Origin of the sequence: Sphingomonas floccifaciens (assembly GCF_042681125.1) — a bacterium.
Taxonomy (GTDB): domain Bacteria; phylum Pseudomonadota; class Alphaproteobacteria; order Sphingomonadales; family Sphingomonadaceae; genus Sphingomonas; species Sphingomonas floccifaciens.
Genome location: NZ_JBHUFC010000022.1, coordinates 11,494 through 28,543, shown reverse-complemented (window position 1 = coordinate 28,543; position 17,050 = coordinate 11,494). Strand labels below are relative to the sequence as shown.

The 17,050-nt window shown below is 65.1% G+C and carries 21 protein-coding genes and 3 pseudogenes; 18 read left to right on the top strand and 6 right to left on the bottom strand.

The features are described from left to right. Positions 1–66: 66 nt before the first annotated feature. A pseudogene (locus tag ACFSC3_RS18225) lies at positions 67–147 on the top strand (IS5/IS1182 family transposase); the annotation flags it as partial. Between the two features lie 235 nt (positions 148–382). Here the strand turns inward: ACFSC3_RS18225 and ACFSC3_RS18220 are convergent. Continuing rightward, positions 383–1,408 (bottom strand): IS110 family RNA-guided transposase, encoded by a 1,026-nt coding sequence (locus ACFSC3_RS18220; protein ID WP_066713890.1) that lies wholly within the window; start codon positions 1,406–1,408, stop codon positions 383–385. A gap of 67 nt (positions 1,409–1,475) precedes the next feature. On the opposite strand from ACFSC3_RS18220, the pseudogene ACFSC3_RS18215 reads away from it, so the two are divergent. Continuing rightward, positions 1,476–1,913, top strand: a pseudogene (locus tag ACFSC3_RS18215) (IS5 family transposase); the annotation flags it as partial. Positions 1,914–1,928: 15 nt separating this feature from the next. Here ACFSC3_RS18215 and ACFSC3_RS18210 read toward each other — a convergent pair. Next, positions 1,929–2,042, bottom strand: a pseudogene (locus ACFSC3_RS18210) (replication initiator protein A); the annotation flags it as partial. Positions 2,043–2,394: 352 nt separating this feature from the next. Here ACFSC3_RS18210 and ACFSC3_RS18205 point away from each other — a divergent pair. Then, the gene (locus ACFSC3_RS18205) at positions 2,395–2,943 is read left to right on the top strand and encodes a recombinase family protein (protein ID WP_024310630.1); all 549 of its coding nucleotides are present in this window, start codon (positions 2,395–2,397) and stop codon (positions 2,941–2,943) included. Between the two features lie 25 nt (positions 2,944–2,968). On the opposite strand, the gene ACFSC3_RS18200 is transcribed toward ACFSC3_RS18205, so the two are convergent. The 4 genes from ACFSC3_RS18200 to ACFSC3_RS18185 form a co-directional block, all read right to left on the bottom strand. Further along, positions 2,969–3,943: a GGDEF domain-containing protein gene (locus ACFSC3_RS18200; protein ID WP_066674854.1), complete on the bottom strand. Its 975-nt coding sequence runs from the start codon at positions 3,941–3,943 to the stop codon at positions 2,969–2,971. Positions 3,944–3,952: 9 nt separating this feature from the next. After that, complete coding sequence (locus ACFSC3_RS18195) at positions 3,953–4,156, bottom strand: hypothetical protein (protein WP_010409268.1); 204 nt, start codon at positions 4,154–4,156, stop codon at positions 3,953–3,955. Positions 4,157–4,270: 114 nt separating this feature from the next. After that, positions 4,271–4,726 carry a helix-turn-helix domain-containing protein gene (locus ACFSC3_RS18190; RefSeq protein ID WP_066282733.1) on the bottom strand — a complete coding sequence of 152 codons (456 nt, stop codon included), beginning with the start codon at positions 4,724–4,726 and terminating at the stop codon, positions 4,271–4,273. A gap of 20 nt (positions 4,727–4,746) precedes the next feature. Beyond that, entirely contained in the window at positions 4,747–5,157 is a 411-nt protein-coding gene (locus ACFSC3_RS18185; RefSeq protein WP_066282732.1) for a hypothetical protein, read from the bottom strand. 394 nt (positions 5,158–5,551) lie between these two features. Between ACFSC3_RS18185 and ACFSC3_RS18180 the strand changes: the two genes are divergently transcribed. Genes ACFSC3_RS18180 through traU form a run of 15 tightly spaced genes read left to right on the top strand, consistent with a single transcriptional unit; the run spans position 5,552 to position 17,046 of the window. After that, complete coding sequence (locus ACFSC3_RS18180) at positions 5,552–5,806, top strand: hypothetical protein (RefSeq protein WP_371262956.1); 255 nt, start codon at positions 5,552–5,554, stop codon at positions 5,804–5,806. A 40-nt stretch (positions 5,807–5,846) separates the two neighbouring features. Then, positions 5,847–6,131, top strand: coding sequence for a type IV conjugative transfer system protein TraL (gene traL, locus ACFSC3_RS18175; protein WP_007406330.1), 285 nt, complete (start codon positions 5,847–5,849; stop codon positions 6,129–6,131). Continuing rightward, positions 6,132–6,719, top strand: coding sequence for a type IV conjugative transfer system protein TraE (locus tag ACFSC3_RS18170; protein WP_064312054.1), 588 nt, complete (start codon positions 6,132–6,134; stop codon positions 6,717–6,719). It abuts the gene before it with no gap. Beyond that, positions 6,716–7,528: a type-F conjugative transfer system secretin TraK gene (locus ACFSC3_RS18165; RefSeq protein WP_066282723.1), complete on the top strand. Its 813-nt coding sequence runs from the start codon at positions 6,716–6,718 to the stop codon at positions 7,526–7,528. Before ACFSC3_RS18170 ends, ACFSC3_RS18165 begins: the two co-directional genes overlap by 4 nt. Further along, positions 7,525–8,847 carry a TraB/VirB10 family protein gene (locus ACFSC3_RS18160; protein WP_024310625.1) on the top strand — a complete coding sequence of 441 codons (1,323 nt, stop codon included), beginning with the start codon at positions 7,525–7,527 and terminating at the stop codon, positions 8,845–8,847. The genes ACFSC3_RS18165 and ACFSC3_RS18160 overlap by 4 nt, the downstream gene beginning before the upstream one ends. A gap of 20 nt (positions 8,848–8,867) precedes the next feature. Further along, a complete protein-coding gene (locus ACFSC3_RS18155; RefSeq protein WP_380941573.1) occupies positions 8,868–9,680 on the top strand; it encodes a DsbC family protein in 813 nt (270 codons plus the stop codon). After that, positions 9,677–10,462: a conjugation transfer protein gene (locus ACFSC3_RS18150; RefSeq protein WP_010409254.1), complete on the top strand. Its 786-nt coding sequence runs from the start codon at positions 9,677–9,679 to the stop codon at positions 10,460–10,462. The genes ACFSC3_RS18155 and ACFSC3_RS18150 overlap by 4 nt, the downstream gene beginning before the upstream one ends. Positions 10,463–10,467: 5 nt before the next feature. After that, positions 10,468–13,032: a type IV secretion system protein TraC gene (gene traC, locus ACFSC3_RS18145; protein ID WP_007406319.1), complete on the top strand. Its 2,565-nt coding sequence runs from the start codon at positions 10,468–10,470 to the stop codon at positions 13,030–13,032. After that, positions 13,029–13,403 carry a hypothetical protein gene (locus ACFSC3_RS18140; protein ID WP_024310622.1) on the top strand — a complete coding sequence of 125 codons (375 nt, stop codon included), beginning with the start codon at positions 13,029–13,031 and terminating at the stop codon, positions 13,401–13,403. The genes traC and ACFSC3_RS18140 overlap by 4 nt, the downstream gene beginning before the upstream one ends. Continuing rightward, positions 13,396–14,076 carry a TrbI F-type domain-containing protein gene (locus ACFSC3_RS18135; protein WP_024310621.1) on the top strand — a complete coding sequence of 227 codons (681 nt, stop codon included), beginning with the start codon at positions 13,396–13,398 and terminating at the stop codon, positions 14,074–14,076. Before ACFSC3_RS18140 ends, ACFSC3_RS18135 begins: the two co-directional genes overlap by 8 nt. Beyond that, positions 14,060–14,653, top strand: a complete 594-nt coding sequence (locus ACFSC3_RS18130) for a S26 family signal peptidase (RefSeq protein WP_024310620.1) — start codon at positions 14,060–14,062, stop codon at positions 14,651–14,653. Before ACFSC3_RS18135 ends, ACFSC3_RS18130 begins: the two co-directional genes overlap by 17 nt. Next, the gene (gene traW / locus ACFSC3_RS18125) at positions 14,650–15,309 is read left to right on the top strand and encodes a type-F conjugative transfer system protein TraW (protein ID WP_380941572.1); all 660 of its coding nucleotides are present in this window, start codon (positions 14,650–14,652) and stop codon (positions 15,307–15,309) included. Before ACFSC3_RS18130 ends, traW begins: the two co-directional genes overlap by 4 nt. After that, positions 15,306–15,593 carry a hypothetical protein gene (locus ACFSC3_RS18120; protein WP_007406328.1) on the top strand — a complete coding sequence of 96 codons (288 nt, stop codon included), beginning with the start codon at positions 15,306–15,308 and terminating at the stop codon, positions 15,591–15,593. The genes traW and ACFSC3_RS18120 overlap by 4 nt, the downstream gene beginning before the upstream one ends. Continuing rightward, on the top strand, positions 15,590–16,036 hold the full coding sequence (locus ACFSC3_RS18115) for a hypothetical protein (RefSeq protein WP_007406338.1): 447 nt from the start codon (positions 15,590–15,592) through the stop codon (positions 16,034–16,036). Before ACFSC3_RS18120 ends, ACFSC3_RS18115 begins: the two co-directional genes overlap by 4 nt. After that, the gene (traU, locus tag ACFSC3_RS18110; RefSeq protein ID WP_024310618.1) at positions 16,033–17,046 is read left to right on the top strand and encodes a conjugal transfer pilus assembly protein TraU; all 1,014 of its coding nucleotides are present in this window, start codon (positions 16,033–16,035) and stop codon (positions 17,044–17,046) included. Before ACFSC3_RS18115 ends, traU begins: the two co-directional genes overlap by 4 nt. Positions 17,047–17,050: the final 4 nt, after the last annotated feature.

Below are 17,050 nucleotides of genomic sequence, written 5' to 3'. Positions count from 1 at the left end.
GTCACGCTGCTCGACAAAGGGGTCCCTTTTGCACGCCGATAGGGGGTCCTTTTTGGACGCCGATTGACAGTCATGATCGACGCAACCTATCTGAAGGCGCACCGCACGGCATCAAGCCTGCGGGTAAAAACGTATGGCTCGCCCCGTCGGCAAGCGGTTTGTGTCTGATGCTCTGAGCAGTCTGCGAAAACGTATCCGGCCTTCCAACACCAGGTCGTTGGCCAAGATGGAGATCCGCGCGTCCTGGTCCTCATAAAGGGGCCGGCATCGAGTGCCATTTTTAGCCAAAGGTTTCCGGGACACCGGTCGACTGTCAGGCCATCTTTCACTCACCTCCCGCAGACATCATCCAGCTGGCGCAAGGAGCGCCGACCGAGCTTGTTCAGGCTGCCTGCGCAACCGGATCGTAGGTGCGCTGGTGTCGCAGCAGCGCCCACACGATACGCGCCATCTTGGCGGCCAATGCCACCACGACGGTGTTGTGATGAGAACGTGAGAGGAGACCGCGCAGCCAGGCGCCAAGTCGCGTATCGCTCTTGCTCATTACCGGCAGGGACGCACGCGCACCTTGGATCAGGTTCTTGCGCAGGTAGCGGCTCCCACGTTTGGTGATACCGAGCAATCGCGGCTTGCCTCCGGTCGTGGCCTGCCGCGGCACCAAGCCCAGCCATGCGGCAAGGTCGCGCCCACGCCCGAAGGTCCGGGCATCGCCGACCGCTGCCACCAGCGCGGTGGCATTAAGCGCGCCAATGCCTGGAATGGTCAGCAATCGTCGTGTCCGTTCATCCGCCCGAGCCGCATCGGTGAACTCGGCGTCGAGATCTGCGATCCGTTCGTCGAGCGCTCTCCAGCGCAGGCGCATGTCGCTCATCAGCCGGTGAATGCGGGAGCCGAGTACCGGTTCGTCACCATCCAGCATCTCACCCAGCCGAAGGGCAAGCTTTGCACGCCCCTGCGGGACGATGTAACCGCGTTCGAGGAGGAGGCTCCTGATCTGGTTCATCAAGGAGGTGCGGTCTCCAACAAGCTGGTCACGGATACGATGGAGCGTCTGCATGTCGAGTTGCTCCTCGGTCTTTAGCTCGACAAACCGCATAGTCGGCCGTGTCGCCGCCTCGGCGATCGCCTCGGCATCACGATCATCGTTTTTCTGCGCCTTGACGTAAGGGCGGACGTATTCCGGCGACATCAATCGTACCGCATGGCCTTGTCGCGCCAAGGCACGTCCCACGTGGTGCGCACCGCAGCAGGCCTCCATCGCCACAACGCAGGCCGGCAAGGTCGCCGCGTAGGTGATGACCGTCTCGCGCCGCATTCGCCGGCGGACGACGACCTTGCCAATGGCATCCAGCCCAACCACGCTGCAGCTATTCTTGCCAAGATCGATCCCGAGCACAGAAATGTCCATGACCTTCGCTCCTTCCGCAAACGACCCGCTGTCGTGAAGCGACAACGGTTCAGATAAGGGGCGAGCCATCCATAAAGGGGATCTTGGCCGCCTGATCGGCCGCACCAAAGGCGGTATGAATACCAAGCTACATGCCGTCGCCGATGCAAACGGGCGCCCCTTGAGCTTTTTCATGACCGCGGGCCAGCTCAGCGACTACACCGGCGCGGCAGCGCTGCTGGATGACATGCCGAAGGCGCAGTGGCTGCTCGGCGACCGCGGCTACGACGCCGACTGGTTCAGGGACGCCCTCCAGGCCAAAGGCATCCAGCCCTGCATCCCGGGCCGGCGATCACGCAACGAGCCGGTCAAATACGACAAGCGCCGCTACCGGCGCCGCAGCCGCATCGAGATCATGTTCGGCCGCCTCAAAGACTGGCGTCGGGTCGCTACCCGCTACGATCGCTGCCCCACTGCCTTCTTTGCCGCCGTCACCCTCGCTGCCACCGTCATCTTCTGGCTGTGATCAACGAGTCCTGACCCTAGTGAGCGCGAAGAACGGGTAGGCCATCAGTGACTGCTCGCCGCGAACTTCTGTCAGCAGCGGGCTGTCAAGGACGAATAGGTCCCCTTGCGATCCAGCCCGCCCGGTCACGCGGCAACCTCCCGCACCAGCCTGATCGGCAAGGTCCGCGAAAGCACGAAAGCGAAGGGGCGGCGGTCCGTGAAAGCACCAATTGGGGCGCTCGCTCCCTCGTTGGAAGCTGTCGGCACACCAAGCCGACGTAGGTTTTCGTGCTTTCGCGGACCCGTCGGCGGAGTGGCGACGCTCGCACGATCCCGTCTTGCAAACGATCTGATTTGCGACGCCCTCATGGGAATACCGCCGCTCGTGACCGCGATCGGCCGATCCCGTTGGAAGTTGTCAACAAAGCGCACTTCTCAAAACCCATTTCCGTTAGTAACTCAGTGGCAGGGCCGTTGTCGATGAGTTTCGGGAAAATTGCATGTTGATCGGTTATGCGCGGGTGTCGACGGCCGACCAGGATCTGACGCCCCAGATCGAGGCATTGAAGCAAGCCGGCTGCGAGCGGCTCTATTCCGACAAGGCCAGCGGCGCGAAAGTGAATCGTCCTGGCCTCGCCGAAGCGATTGCCTATGCGCGATCGGGTGACGTGCTGGTCGTGTGGAAGCTGGACCGCCTCGGCCGCACCATGAAGGGGCTGGTCGATTTGTCGGCCGACCTCGACGAGAAGGGGATCGGGCTGCGTTCGATCACCGATGGAATCGACACTTCGGGAACGGCGGGGCGGCTCGTCTTCAACATCCTGGCGGCGATGGCCCAGATGGAACGCGAGCTGGTCCGCGAGCGGACCACTGCTGCGCTGGCCGTCGCACGGCGCAAGGGCCGGTTCGGCGGGCGAAAGACGATGATGACCGAAGAGCGCCGGAACGCGGCCACCAAGCTGCTCAAGACGGAGATGTCGTCGCGCGAGATCGCGCGCGCGATCGGCGTCTCGATCTCGACCTTTTACAGGCATTTTCCCGCGCGATAGCTGCGGTGCCGACGCGTGCGGCGTATCACGGGAATGGGCGCGCAGCTGGCTGCTCAAGAATAACCCGGTTGCCCAAGCCATTCGAAGCCCGTGCCAGCGCATCGGCTGCGTCTGCAATCAGATCCTCGGAGACAGCGTTGGGGGCGAGTACGAGACCCGCCGAGCATGTCACCTCGCCGATCGGCGTCTCATTCTCGACGCGCTGCAGCTTTCGCCTCGAGAATGCCTTGCGGGCTGCGTTCAGCATATCGCGGGCGGCTTCGGGGTCGCAGTTGTCGAACACGATGGCGATCCGCTTTGCCTCCCAGCGGCCGACCCGGTGCGGCATGCAATGATCCCGCAATGTCTGGCCCAGCGCGCGCAGGACCCGCTCGACGACGCCGATCCCATGAGCCGCCCCGATCGAGGTGACCTGATCGAGCGCAACCAGCGCAAGAAGGGTAGGGCCTTCCCGCCCGAGTGCGGCGGTGAGCACCGAGTCGATCGCGATGCGGTTGAGGAGCGAGGTAGCAGGATCGATGTCGGTATCGACGCCCAGCGAGCGTAGGCGCTCGCGGACTAGCGCCGTCTGAAGGCTCAGCTGCTTCAACCGCTCTTCGGCGCGCTCGGCCTGGGCAGTCATCCGAGCGACCGCGCTGTGAATGTTGCCGTCTGTCGAGACCAGTTCGGCCGCGGTGAGCGTGAGCGATTTGACGAAGGCATTGGCTTCCTGGGCGGTTGCCCCGATGATGTGCATGACCTCCGTGGAAAGCTCACCGATCGTCGTCGCGGTGCCATGGAGATCCGCTGGTGCCGAAATTGCTCGCACGTCTTCCTGTCGGAGGCGATAACCGCCGTCGATCAGATTGGCGACGGCCATGAAATGGGCCTCGTCAGCACCTTCGAAATAGGTGTGAGCGAAGCCGTAATTCTCGGGGCTGTGCGGCAGTCGATGCTCGTCGAGAAAATCGACAATGGCATGACCCGATTCGTCGGCTGGCGGACTGGTGCGCAGATCCATCAGAAGCCTCTATCGCCGTTCCGACACAAGGATGTCGTGCCACAGGAACAGATCGCGGTCGATGAGTTCGAGAAGTGCGTTGATAGCGGCCTCGCGGGAGCCAAGTTGATAGCGACGCTGGATCTCGTCCGCGACTCGCAGCGATGCAGGGGAGAGCGCGTAGGTGGACCGCTTGTAACCCGCAGCATCCTCGCGTTCTTTTTTGCGGCGCATCGATAGGGTCGACCGCGCGGGTTTCGGCTGAGAGTCCATATCGCCCTCTAAGCGAAACAGGTGTCACTCTCCAAAGCTCGTTTGATGGGAACGGAGTTCACCACCGGAATTGGTTCAGTTTGCTCCGGTCCGGGGCGGGGGAACCGAATTGAGCATGTTCATCAGGATGGATTGCAAAACCCGCTCGATCGCTTCGGGAGCAAGCCCATCGCCTTTCACCTGCTCGGCGAGCGACAGTAACTGGGGGCAGGAAGCTTCGACGAAGCGGCACGTGACGAGGTAGATCTTGTCGAAGCTGTCATCGAAATAGGCGAGGGGCGTCTTCATCCAGACTGCGGCAAGAAACGCACGTTGCCGGTCGATCTCCAGGATCTCCATGACCCTTATCTGCATCGCGGCCGTAAAGCTGGCGCGACCGGATTTGACCTTTCCGATGAGACTGACGCTTTTCCCGAGTCTCCGGGCCATTTCGACATTGGTTACGCCACGGCGATTCCACTGCTCGATGATAAGCGGATAGTAGAAGTCTGTCTCGGTCTGTCGGCTTGCTGCATTCCTCTGGTCAGTCATGACGACCCCCCTTCTGGGCGCTATATACGGTTATAGCCCGAGAGGCTGTCAATATTTTTTTTAGCGTTAGTCGGAACTTCTCGACGAATCGCACAATCGAAGACGCACAGCATCGACACGGTGAGCAGGAAACGCGCTGTGGCAGGGGTGGTGGGGTCGGTAGTGGCCCTGTCCCGCGCGGCCTGGAAAAGCGCCTTCTGATCGATCTGAATGCGGAAACCGACCCGGTTTTCACCATTGTCCTCGATCGTCGAGGCGCGTTCGAGCATCAGCTCGAAATCCGGCATATCCAAGAATTTCTCCAGTCCATACAGGGCGGTAGAGGAAACGGTCTCAAACCGTCGCGTTGCCAGCGACCGGGTTCTGATCGCTTCTGTTGTGAGACGGAACAGCTCATCGCTGACCCGGAAGGCGTAGATCACATTCGACATGGGGAACGGATAACCCGAGTGCGGGCGAGCGCATACCATCTGGATTGATAGTTTCTCGAGCAATCAATCATTGCCGCACGACCGGGGGTGGTCATTCCAGTTTCGCAACGAAGGCGGTAAAAAAATTCCGCAGGTGGTAAAAAAATTACCTGCTCTATGTTTGTCTGCAGACCCATCGCGTCAGTTTTTTGGCGGAAATGCGTAGTCGGGCTTTCCCGCAGTCAAAGTCGATACGGTAATTTTTTTCCGTCTTGTCGAGGGTCAATACTTGCGAAATCCTTAGGGAGACGACGCGCTTGTGCTTCGTCTTCCAAGGGGAAAGAGCATGTCTGCACTTTCAATGCCGAAGGGTGGCCAGATCAATGGTGTCCTTCTCGGTCTGGCGATCATCGCGATGGTGATGGTCCTGGGCGCGTCGGCGGCGTTCGCCGGCGCCGACACGACGTTCAATACCGCGCTGACGAAGTTCACGGACTTCCTCGAGGGCTCGGGCGGCAAGATCATCACCGTCATGAGCCTCGCGGGCGGCATCGTCGCGCTGGCGTCGGGCCGCTTCAGCCTGGGCCAGGTGGCCGTTCCCGTCGCCGTCGGCGTCGGCGCGGGCACGGGTATCCCGATCGTCACCTCGACCGTCACCGCGACGATCTGAGGCGTCGGCTGGATCAACCGCTGGGAGGGCGGCTTAGCTTATGGACCGGTACACCATCCCTTCGCATCTCGACGACCCGGAGCTGATCGGCTTCTGGACGCTGGACGAGTTCCTCGCGATGGCGATCCCCTTCATCTGGGGGATCCTGTCGCAGCACGTCGTGATCGGACTGATGGTCTCGTTGCTCGGCTGGTGGGGTTTTCGGAAACTCAAAGCCGGCAAGGCCACGTCGTGGATTCTCCACATGGCCTACTGGCACCTGCCGTCGAGTTTTACCGGGCTGAAGGCGACACCGCCCTCCCACCTTCGCGTGATGGTGGGCTAAATGGATTATTCTGTCGGTCTCGCGCAGTCGCAGCGCGTCCTCAAGCAGCGCAACATGCTCGGCATCGTCGCGCTGGTCCTCGCGGGCCTCGTGGTGCTGCTGTTCCTGGTCGGCGCGACCCGTGACCGGGAGATCGTCCTGCAGCCGATCGTCCGCTCCCCGTTGACGCTCTCGTCGAGCGGGGTCAGCGAGCAGTATCTGGAGATGGTCACGCGCGACACCGCGCTGATGACGCTCAACCGCTCGCCCGAAAATCTCGAATACTGGATGGACTCGATCCTGGCGATCGCCACGCCGGAAGCACATGGTTCGCTCAAGCGCGACCTGATGAAGATCCTCAACGAGCAGCGCGGATCGAGCATCAGCCAGTATTTCACGCTCGCCGGCATGAAGGTCGACACCGAGAAACTGACCTCGGAAGTGACCGGCACGCTGCACACCGTCGTCGGCTCGAAGTCGGTCACCGCCGAGCCGAAGACGTTCCGCTTCTACTGGGCGTATCGCGGCCTGACTCTCCAGCTCAAGGGCTTCGGGATGGTCACCAAGGCCGACAAGGACGCCGCGGCAACCATCGGAGACGACGCATGACCGCCTGGGTCGCAGTCGGGCTGATCGGGGGCGGGACCGCCTTCGCATCGCGCCTGTGTTCGCTATCGCGCCTGATCGGGGCAGGGATGATCGTCGCGGGCGGAATGGTGCTCGCCGCGCCGGCCTTTGCCGACGAGCATGTGCTGGCGAAGGACAACAGCGAGGTCGCCTGCACGATGTCGAAGTCGGGGCTGACCCGCGTCAGCCTCAAGGACGATCGCTTCGCCAGCGTCTCGAAGCTGACCACCGGGGTCGATACCGACGATTTCACCGTGGTCAACGAACCGACCCGGGGCGACATCTATGTGTCGGTCCCGGAAGCCTATTCTCGGCCGAACGTGTCGTTCTTCGGCACCACGTCGAAGGGCTATGTCTACAAATTCTCGTGCCGCCTCGCCGGTGACGACGCGCAGCAGGTGTTCGTCGAGAATAAGGATATCGGTGGCGCCGCGGAAACGCAGGTCGCGGCCGTCGCGGCATCGCCGCAGGAGGCGTCCGCCACGCTGGTCCAGGCGATGTTCCAGTCCGCGCCGCTCGAAGGGTTCGAGGTCAGGCCCGCGGTCACCGACCCGGTGATGATTGGCTCGCTCAAGGTCCAGATGGTCGCCGAGTATCGCGGCGCCAGCCTCGCAGGCCGCACGCTCAGGATCGAGAACCGGGGCAAGGTTCCGGTCGCGCTGGGCGAGGGAACGATCGCACCGTCGAACGCGATCGCGGTCTCGGTCGCCAACCCCAACCTCAAGCCCGGTGAAGCCACCACCGCCTATATCGTCACGCCTTCGGGCCTCGCCAACGGAGTGCGGCCATGAGCCTCAAGGACATCTTCCAGCGTAACCGTGCCAAGCAGCTCGATACCGAGCCGGAGGAGGGCGGGGACAGCGAGCTGATGGCCGGCAACGATGCCGTCCGCAAGAAGCAGCTGCTCTACCTCGGCTGTGGTGGCGCCGTCGCGCTGGTGCTGGGCTCCTGGTACGTCATGGGCGACGATGCCAAGCTGAAGCCGGTCGGCACCGACGGGAAGGAGGTGAAGATCACCACCGACGACATGGTCAACCGGAACATGTCGCAGCGTGAATGGCAGGCCGCATCCGAAGCGCAGATGCAGTCGATCAACAATCAGCTGAAGGGCGTCGACGGCCAGCGCGCGCAGATGGAGCAGTTGCAGGCGCAGATCGCCGCGCTCCAGGGCGAGAAGCAGTCGATGGCGAGCGATGGCCAGCGGGTCATGAGCGCCTATCAGCAGGAGAACGACCAGCTTCGCCAGCAGATCGCGCAGCGTAACGCCGCGCCGGCCGCGCCGGCTCCGACGCAGATGTATGGCCCCGGCCAGCCCAATTACCGCACTCCCGGCGCGCCGATGACGGCGGGCGAGGCGGCAGCGGCTGCGGTGTCGCAGTCGCGCTCGATCAAGCTGGTGTCGTTCGAGGGCGGCCCCTCGGGCACCGCGACTCGGATCTCGGGTGGCACGACCAGCTACACCGACAGCCCCAATTACCTGCCGCCCAACTCGATCGCGAAGGCGAAGGTCATCGTCGGCGTCGACGCCTCGGCGGGGGTGCAGTCGCAGACCGATCCGCTGCCGGTGATCCTGCGCATCACCGGCCCGGCGCGCTCGGTCTACCAGAACGGCAAGCTGCTCACGACGCGGATCGAAGGCTGCGTCATCAACGGCGCGGCGCGCGGCGATCTCTCTTCCGAGAAGGTCTATGTGAAGCTGCAGCGGATGACCTGTCCGCAGGCCAATGGCCGGTTCGCGGTGTCGGACGTGAAGGGCTTCATCAGCTTCGCCGGCAAGACCGGCGTGCGCGGCCGTGTCGTCAGTCGCGAGGGCTCCTTGGCGATGCAAGCTTTCTTTGCCGGGCTTGTAGGTGGTGCAGGCAATGCGCTGAACACTGCCTTCAACCAGCCACTCGCAACCTTCGAGACAGACGGCAAAGGAGGGATCAATCGCACCCCGAGCATCGGCAACGTCGGTTTGCGCGCTTTGGGCGGCGGCGCCGACCAGAGCGGTCGAACAGTTTCCAAATACCTGATCGAGCGCGCCGAACAGTACCAGCCCATCATCGAGATGCCGACCGGCATCGATGTCGAGATCGTCTTCCTCGAAGGCGTCTTCATCCAGAACTGAGCCCGGAAGGAGGCGGTCACATGGCAAATACTATCATGATCGGCGCGATGGCGGGGGCGGCGATGCTGCTGACCGGCTCGGCCGAAGCGCCGATCGGCGCGCAGGTCCAGGTCGCGCTGCAGAAGCGGCTTCCCAAGACCAAGGTCGATGCGATCGACTGCTCCAAGGTCGACGGGCTGTGCGAGGTCGTGGCGGGTGCGAACTTGTTCTACGTCGACAAGTCGGCGCGCTATCTCGTCATCGGCCGCGTCTATGACATGGAGACGCGGCAGGATCTGACCGCCGCCAAGCTGCTCGCGCTCAATCCCGATATGCTGGTGGGCGGCGCGGCAAAGGCCAATGCCACGGCCGATGCGCCCGAGGCCGGCGCGGCGAGGGCGGGTGCGCGCGTCACGACCCAGCCCGCTGTCGCCCGCACGCTCGATGTGACGCGGCTGTCGAGCAAGGGTGCGATCGTGTGGGGTTCGGGCACGCAGACGGTCACCGTCTTCTCCGATTTCCACTGCGGCTACTGCCGCGCGCTCAGTCAGGCGCTCGAGACGATGAACGTGCGCGTCATCGAGCGCCCGATCTCGGTGCTGGGAAGCCGCGAGATCGCCAACCAGGTGCTGTGCGCCCGCGATCGTCATGCGGCGGTCCGCGCGGCCTATGCGCAGAACCCGGTCCCGGCAGGCCCGAAGTGCGACACCAGCGGTCTCGATGAGAACGAGGCGTTCGCCAAGGCGCACGGCATCAACGGGACGCCCGTCATCGTCCGCTCCGACGGGGCGGTGATCGAGGGTTTCAGGCCCAAGGCCCAGCTCGTCGAATGGTTGAAGGGAGCCAAGTCGTGACCCGATCCGTGATCCGCCTGCCGGCCTGCCCGGTTTCCGACTATCGCCCGCACGCCCGCGCGAAGCGTATTGCGGCGCTGGCGACGACCGCGAGCCTGGGACTGCTCGCCAGCTGCACCACGCTGGGGACCAACATCTCGGGCAAGTTCGCGTGCGGCGCGCCCGAGGGCGGCAGCTGCTCGCCGGCGACCGTCATCGATGACAAGGCGCTGGCCGAGATCACCGGCGACAGCGGCTATCATCCGGCAGGCCCGTACCAGGCACCCGCGCGCAACAGCGGGGGAACGCAGCGGATCGCCTATGCCTCGACGCCGGTGCCGGCGCAGGCGGCGGGGGTCGGGCCGCAGAAGGTGTTGCGGATCGTGTTCCCCTCGCATGTCGACGCGGCTGGGCGCTTCCACGAGACCGCGGTCGTGCAGGCGGTGGTCGACAACGGCCAGTGGCTGGCGGCGACCGACGGCCACGGTTCGGCGCTTGCCGCGACGCAGACGCTCAACGTCAGCCCCGAGATCCTCTCGCAGCTCGGCGCGCCGATCGCCGCGCTTCCCCCGGTGCCCGCCGAGGTCGCGCAGGTCGCCGCCCCGGCAGCGGCCGCAGGTGCGGCGAGCGCGGTCGGCGCACCAAGTGCGGCAGCGGTCGCGGCCGCGCGGGCCAGGGCGCGCGACGCGGCTGCTGGCAAGGGTGTGCCGATCGCCGCGACGCAGAAGCCGGCTTCGCCCGAACTCGCGTCGAGCACGCCGGGTAACCGCCCAGCGACCTTCTCGCCGCGCGTGGAGGACTGATCGTCATGGCGAAGACCGGCTTCATAGCCCGCCTGCTCGGCGATACGCGCGCACCCGACCAGGGAACACCCTCGCATGGCGCGCCGATGCTGTCGCAGTGGCTGCCGTATCGCAGCTACGACGCGCGGCACGACCTGTTCTACCAGACCGACAGCATCGCGTTCGCGCTGGAACTCGCGCCGCTCATGGGTGCGGACGAGCGCACCGGGGAGATCATCGCGCAGATGCTGTCCGAGAGCGTCCCGCCCAGCGCGCGGGTCCAGCTGCTCGCATTCCAGAGCCCGCGTGTGGGCGCGCTGATCGCGCAATATGCGCTGCCGCGCTACAAGGCGGGCGGCATCCATCGCAAGATCGCCGAGCGGCGGTCGGCGTTCCTGCGTCACGGCGCATGGGTATCGATGTCGAAGGACGGACCGTTCCACGTCCGCAACCATCGCATCTTCCTGTCGGTCTCGATCCGTAGCGGGAAGGCGACACCGGAGGAGCTGACCGGCGTCCGCGACAGCATCGTCTCGACGCTGCAGTCGATCGACATGCCGGCAACCCGGCTGAAGCCGGTCGATCTGATCGCGCTGATCGACGACATCACCGCGCCGGCGTTCGACGTCTCCGACCACGTCTCGGAATATTCAGAACTCGATCCGATCGCCGACCAATGCGTGCGGCGCGACGTCCAGACCGTCGTCCAGGCCGACCGCCTGCTGGTATCGGTCGAGCCGCTGCGCGCGGTGACGAACCTGTCGGGCGAGACGCAGTATCAGGAGATCCGGCCCGACACGTTCGACTATCGCTTCTTCTCGGTCAGGAACCTGCCGAACCGCTGGGCGCCGTGGGACGTGCAGAAGCTGATCGGCGACATGTTCTCCGACAAGCTGCGCCCGGGGTGCCCGACTCTCACGTCGCTATGCCTGTGCTACCAGGACGAACAGGCCGCCTCGTCTAAGGCCGGTTACAAGTTCATGCGTACGTCGAGCCTGGCGGACTCGAAGTCGGCGCGGCTGCTCCCGCAGCTGAAGGACCAGAGCCGCGAATGGGAGCATGTCACCCAGGAGCTGCGTCTCGGCAAGAAGCTGGTGCAGGCCTATTATGCGGTAGGCATCATCAGCCCGAAGGGGCAGGGGGACGCTAACGAGCGCACCGTCAAGTCGATGTACAAGGCGGCCGGGTGGGACCTGCTCGACGAGCGGTTCCTCCAGATCATGGCGTTCATGTCGTGTCTGCCGATGACGCTCGGCAACGGGCTCGACAGCGACCTGAAGCGCATGAAGCGGCTGCGCACGATGCTGACCTCGACCGCGGCGAATATGCTGCCGATCCAGGGCGAGTATCTCGGCGGGCATCTGCCGCACCTGATGTTCATCGGGCGGCGCGGCCAGCCCTTCTTCTGGTCGCCGTTCGAGAACAAGGCCGGCAACCACAATGTCGCGGTGTTCGGCAAGTCCGGCTCGGGCAAGTCGGTCGCGCTGCAGGAGCTGTGCGCGGCGTTCGCCGGCGTGGGCGCCAAGATCATCGTGATCGATGACGGCCGCTCGTTCGAGCATATGGCCAAGAGCCTGGGCGGCAACTTCGTCGAGTTTCGCCTGCGCGACGGGTTCAGCCTCAATCCGTTCTCGATGATCGACGAGACGCTGGTGGCGCAGGACGAGGATTATCTCGTCGACGCGCTGGCGATGCTCAAGTCGATCATCGGGCAGATGGGCCGTCACATCGACAAGCTCAACGACACCGAGCGCGGTCTGATCGATCGTGCGGTCAACCAGGTGTGGGAGGCCAAGGGCAGGGGAGGGTGCGTCGACGACGTGATCGAGGCGCTCGGCTCCGACGGCTCTGTGCAGGGGACGGATCTCGCGATCGCGATGTTCCCGTTCTCGGGAAAGGGCACCTACGGCAGCTTCTTCACCGGTGAGGCGTCGGTGGACATGTCGAACGCGCTAACGGTGTTCGAACTCTCGGACCTGTCGAGCCGCGAGGAACTGCGCTCGGTCGTGCTGACCGCGATCATGTTCATGTCGTCGCAGACCATGCGCCGCATGGACCGCCAGATCCCCAAGGCGCTGCTGATCGACGAGGCGTGGCAGATGCTGCGCGGTGGGTCGATGGCCGATTTCGTCGAGACCTACAGCCGAACCTGCCGCAAATATGGCGCCTCGCTCATCACCGCGACGCAGAGCCTCAACGACTATTACAAGTCGGAAGGGAGCCTCGCGGCGCTGGAGAACTCCGACTGGTCGGTCATCCTGATGCAGAAGCCCGACACGATCTCGGACTTCCAGAAGCACGGCCGCTTCGACATGGACCCCTACACCGAAAGCCTGCTGCGTTCGCTGAAGCGCAACGGCGCGGAATATTCCGACATCCTCATCAAGGGGCCGGAATCGATGGCGGTCGGGCGGCTCGTCCTCGATAAATATTCGGCGACGCTCTATTCCTCCAGCCCGCAGACCTTCGCCGATATCGAGCATCTGATCGACCTCGGCTGTTCGATGGACGAGGCGATCGAACGCGTCGCCTTCCCCGAGGAATATCGCGACAATCCTCCGGGCGAGCCCTGGGTGGAGGCGGCGGAATGAACGCCTTCACGCACGAGCGCGACTGGCGTACGCCGACCGCGACCGACTGGAAACGCACGGGCACGCGCGCGATCGGCGACGCCTGCTACATCCTGTTGCGGGTGTCGGGCTGGATGGCGATGACGCTGCTCGCGACCTTCGGCGTCGCGATCCTGTTCTTCCTGATGCTAGGCGACTTCACCGCGCTCGGCTTCTTCTCGCAGGTCGCCAACCTCGGCACGCGCTTCGTCGCGGCCGACCAGGCACGCCGCGCGGCGTTCGGCGACCAGCTGTTCGTCGTGTGGCTGGTCGCGTTCGGCATCGTCGCCGTGACCCGCGTGCGCCTGCTCGGCGCGATCATCACTTCCACGAAAGGCCCCCGTCATGGTTGATGTTCTCGATCGTCCCGAGGTCGCGTCCGCGGCGGTGCAACCGTCCGCTCCGGCCCCGGCACCCCGTGATGACGCTGCCGGTGCGGCACCGCGCCGTCCGGTCGCGGACAAGGTGGATCGCCGCAAGCCGCAGGGCCTGCCCGTCATCGCCTATGTCGCGGTCGCGCTGGCGGTCGCGGTACTGCTCTGGGGGGCGTGGGTGACCAAGCATCTCCTTGCCCCGCCCGCGACCGTGCCGATGGCGAGCGTCCGGCTCGAAGGCATCGTCTCGGAATATGTCCAGGCGCAGAGCCACAGTAACGGCCAGCCCCAACAGGTGGCCGCGCAGACCCAGGCCTTCATGTCCGCGCTCGACGACGAGATGAAGAAGGTCGGCGCGAGCGGCACCACCGTCCTCGTCGGCGAGGCGGTCCTCTCGAAGAACGTCCCCGATATCACCGACCAGATCCGCCGCGCGGTCTTCGCGCGCGTGCCGCTCCCCGCGGCCGCGCCGAACACCCCGGCCGGTCCCGCGGTCGGTGCGATGCTTCCCCAAGCCTCCGGGAACGTCGCGCCGGCCGCGCCAGGGGCGGCGGTCCCGACCGCTTCGCCGTTCGGGCCTGCGCCGGTCTCGCCGGTCGAGGCGACGGTCACCCAGTCCGCGCCGGGAGGGGTCGATGGCAGCGGCAACTGAGGCGCTGGCGCGGGTCGGTCATGCGGCTCCCACGGCGGTTGACGTCGCCGGGGACCGCGCGGCCCGCAAGGCGCTGATCGTCAAGCGGGTCCGCCAGTGGAGCGCGGTCGCGCTGCTCGGGATCGTGTGGGGCGGCTACAACTCGATCGCCGCGTGGCGCGAGACGCACGCCTTCATGATAAACGCGAGCGAGAGCCTCCCCAACTGGGCGTTCTTCATCCAGCGCGGCCGCGTGCCCGCCAAGGGCGACTATGTGTTCTTCGCGCCGCCCGAGGGCGAGCTGGTGCGCCGCCACTTCGGACCGGATTCGGGACCGTTCGGCAAGCGCGTGATCGGCGAGGCCGGGGCGCTGGTCGAGCATCGCGGGAAATGGGTCTATGTCGACGGCGTCCGCGTCGCGCACATGAAGCCGCGCTCGCGCTTCGGCGAGGTGCTGACGCCGGGACCGGTCGGGCGCGTTCCCGAGGGCTGCTATTATGTCGGCACCGCACACCCCGACGGGTTCGACAGCCGCTACGGCGAGATCGGCTTTGCCTGCGCGAAGCAGATCATCGGCACCGGGACGCCGATCCTGTGATCCGGCGCGCGGGCCTTTTCGGCGGAACCCTGGGCGTGGCGCTGGTCGCCTCGTCGTCCTGGCCGATCGTGCAGGGCGCGCTCGCAAAGGATCACGGCGTGATGGGCCAGACCTGGGCGATCGCCGAGCCGGATCTGCTGGCGACGATCGATACCCGGCTGAAGACGCTGCAGGCCAATGGCGGCATCGAGCGCATGCAGACGGCGCTGCGTGAAAAAACCGAGGAACGTGTCCGCAACCCGATCCCCGTCGCCGGCATCGGCGCGGTGCGCGAGAGCCGCAGCTGGACGTTCGACCCGACGATCGTGCTCGATCAGGACATCCAGGACCAGAAGGGCCGGCTCGTCGCGCGCGCCGGGCAGCGGGTCAATCCGCTGTCGTTCGTCGCGATGAAGACCGACTTCGTGTTTATCGACGGCCGCGACGATGCGCAGGTCGACTGGGCGCTGAAGCGGTGGACCGCGCAGAATGCCAAGATCATCTTCGTCGCCGGCTCGCCGTTCAACCGCATGGGCGAGAAGAAGCGCCGCTTCTTCTTCGACCAGCAGGGCAAGCTCACCAGCCATTTCGGGATCGCGCGCGTCCCCGCCGTGGTCGAACCGGCGGGCCAGGTGCTCAAGATCAGCGAGATCGAGATGTCGGGAGCGGGCGCATGATGTGGCTCGATATTCTCAGGACGCCGATGGCCGCGCCCGAGACGCCGGCCCTCAAGGCGATGCGGCTCGCGATCCTGTGGTCGGCGATCGGGCTGGCGATCGCCATCTGCGCGTTGCAGCCGCTGCGCGCGGTGCTCGGCGCCGGGGCAGGGGGCGCGCTTGCCGGACTGGTGCTGGCGCTGGTCGTGCTGGTGCCGGTGTATGTGATCGCCAAGAACCGGGCCGATAACGCTTTCCTTGACGCAAGCCTCGCGGCGCAGCCGGACGGGGAGGGCAGGGCATGACGACTGAGCGCATCAGCCTGATCGCGCGCTACGCGCTTCTGTGTGTCGCGGCAGTCGGCTTCGGGTGGACATATGTTCTCGCCATATTCGCGCTGTTCCCGGCCTGGATGTTCTTTCCCGTCGTCGCCTTGTCGATGGTCGTATCGATCGCGACCGTGGCGTTGCTCTCGAGCGTCCCTGCGCTGCTGTTCCTGTCCCGCGTGCATTGCGAGATCGAGTCCCTCGTACGAAGGCTTCTCGGGGGCCGTGCCGATCCGGTGACCGCCGCGTCGATCGGAAACGAAATCGATGTCGTCCTTGCCGAAAGCGGGCGGACGATATCGGTTGGCAAACGCCGTGCGCTGGTGCGCGCGCTGGCCGATCAGTCGATAAGCTTCGATGGACGCGACCGCGCCCGGATGGTGCCCCTGGTCATCGCTTTCTCCGAGGAGCCCGGCGCATGATCCGCCGCCTGCTCACCCTGCTCGGCATGATCGCCGCGTTCGCGCTGCTGCCGGCGCCGGCGAGCGCGCTCCCGGCCAACTGCACCGGCAAGTTCGTCAACCCGATCACCGACGTCTGCTGGTCGTGCCTGTTCCCGCTGTCGGTGGGCGGCGCGCACATCTGGCCGGGGAGCCGACCCGATACCAAGAACCCAAGCCTGCCGGTCTGTGCGTGCGGTTCGCCGATCCCGCGCATCGGCATCTCGATCGGCTTCTGGGAACCGGCGCGGCTCGTCGATGTGACCACCAAGCCGTGGTGCTTCCCGAATCTCGGCGGACTTCGCCTCAATCCGGGGCTCGATATCGGGCAGGGGCAGTATACCGGCCCGCTCATCAAGGGCGGCGCGACCCAGGCCAGCGCCAACTGGCAGGCGCATTATTACGTCTATCCCTTGCTCTACTGGATGGAGATCCTGACCGACTTCCTGTGTTTCGAACAGGCGTCGTTCGACGTCGCCTACATGACCGAGATCGATCCCTTGTGGAACGACGACGTGCTGACCACGCTCATCAACCCCGAGGTCGCACTGTTCAACAATCCGATCGCGGTCGCCGCCTGCGCGGCCGACTGCGTCGCGGCGAGCGCGAAGCTGCCGATCGACCCGATGTTCTGGTGCTCGGGCTGCAACGGCTCGATGTTCCCGATGAACGGCAACATCGCGGCGCACAATTCGCCGGTCCAGTCGTCGCGTCTCGCGGCCGAGCGGCTCCTGTTCAAGATGCACCGGCAGGGGCTGGCGTGGGGCACCGCGGGATCGAAGGCGCTCTGCAACAAGTACGTCATGCCGATCCTGAAGAAGTCGCAATACCGCATCCAGATGACCAATCCGACGCCCACGGTGAGCGGCAAATATGCCTGCTCGCCGATCGGCGCGACGACGCTCCCGCCCGACGCGGGCCGGGCCTTCCCCGTCAAGGGCGAGGACTTCGGCTACCTGCTCTGGCGCAAGCGCAACTGCTGCATGCTGTGAGGAT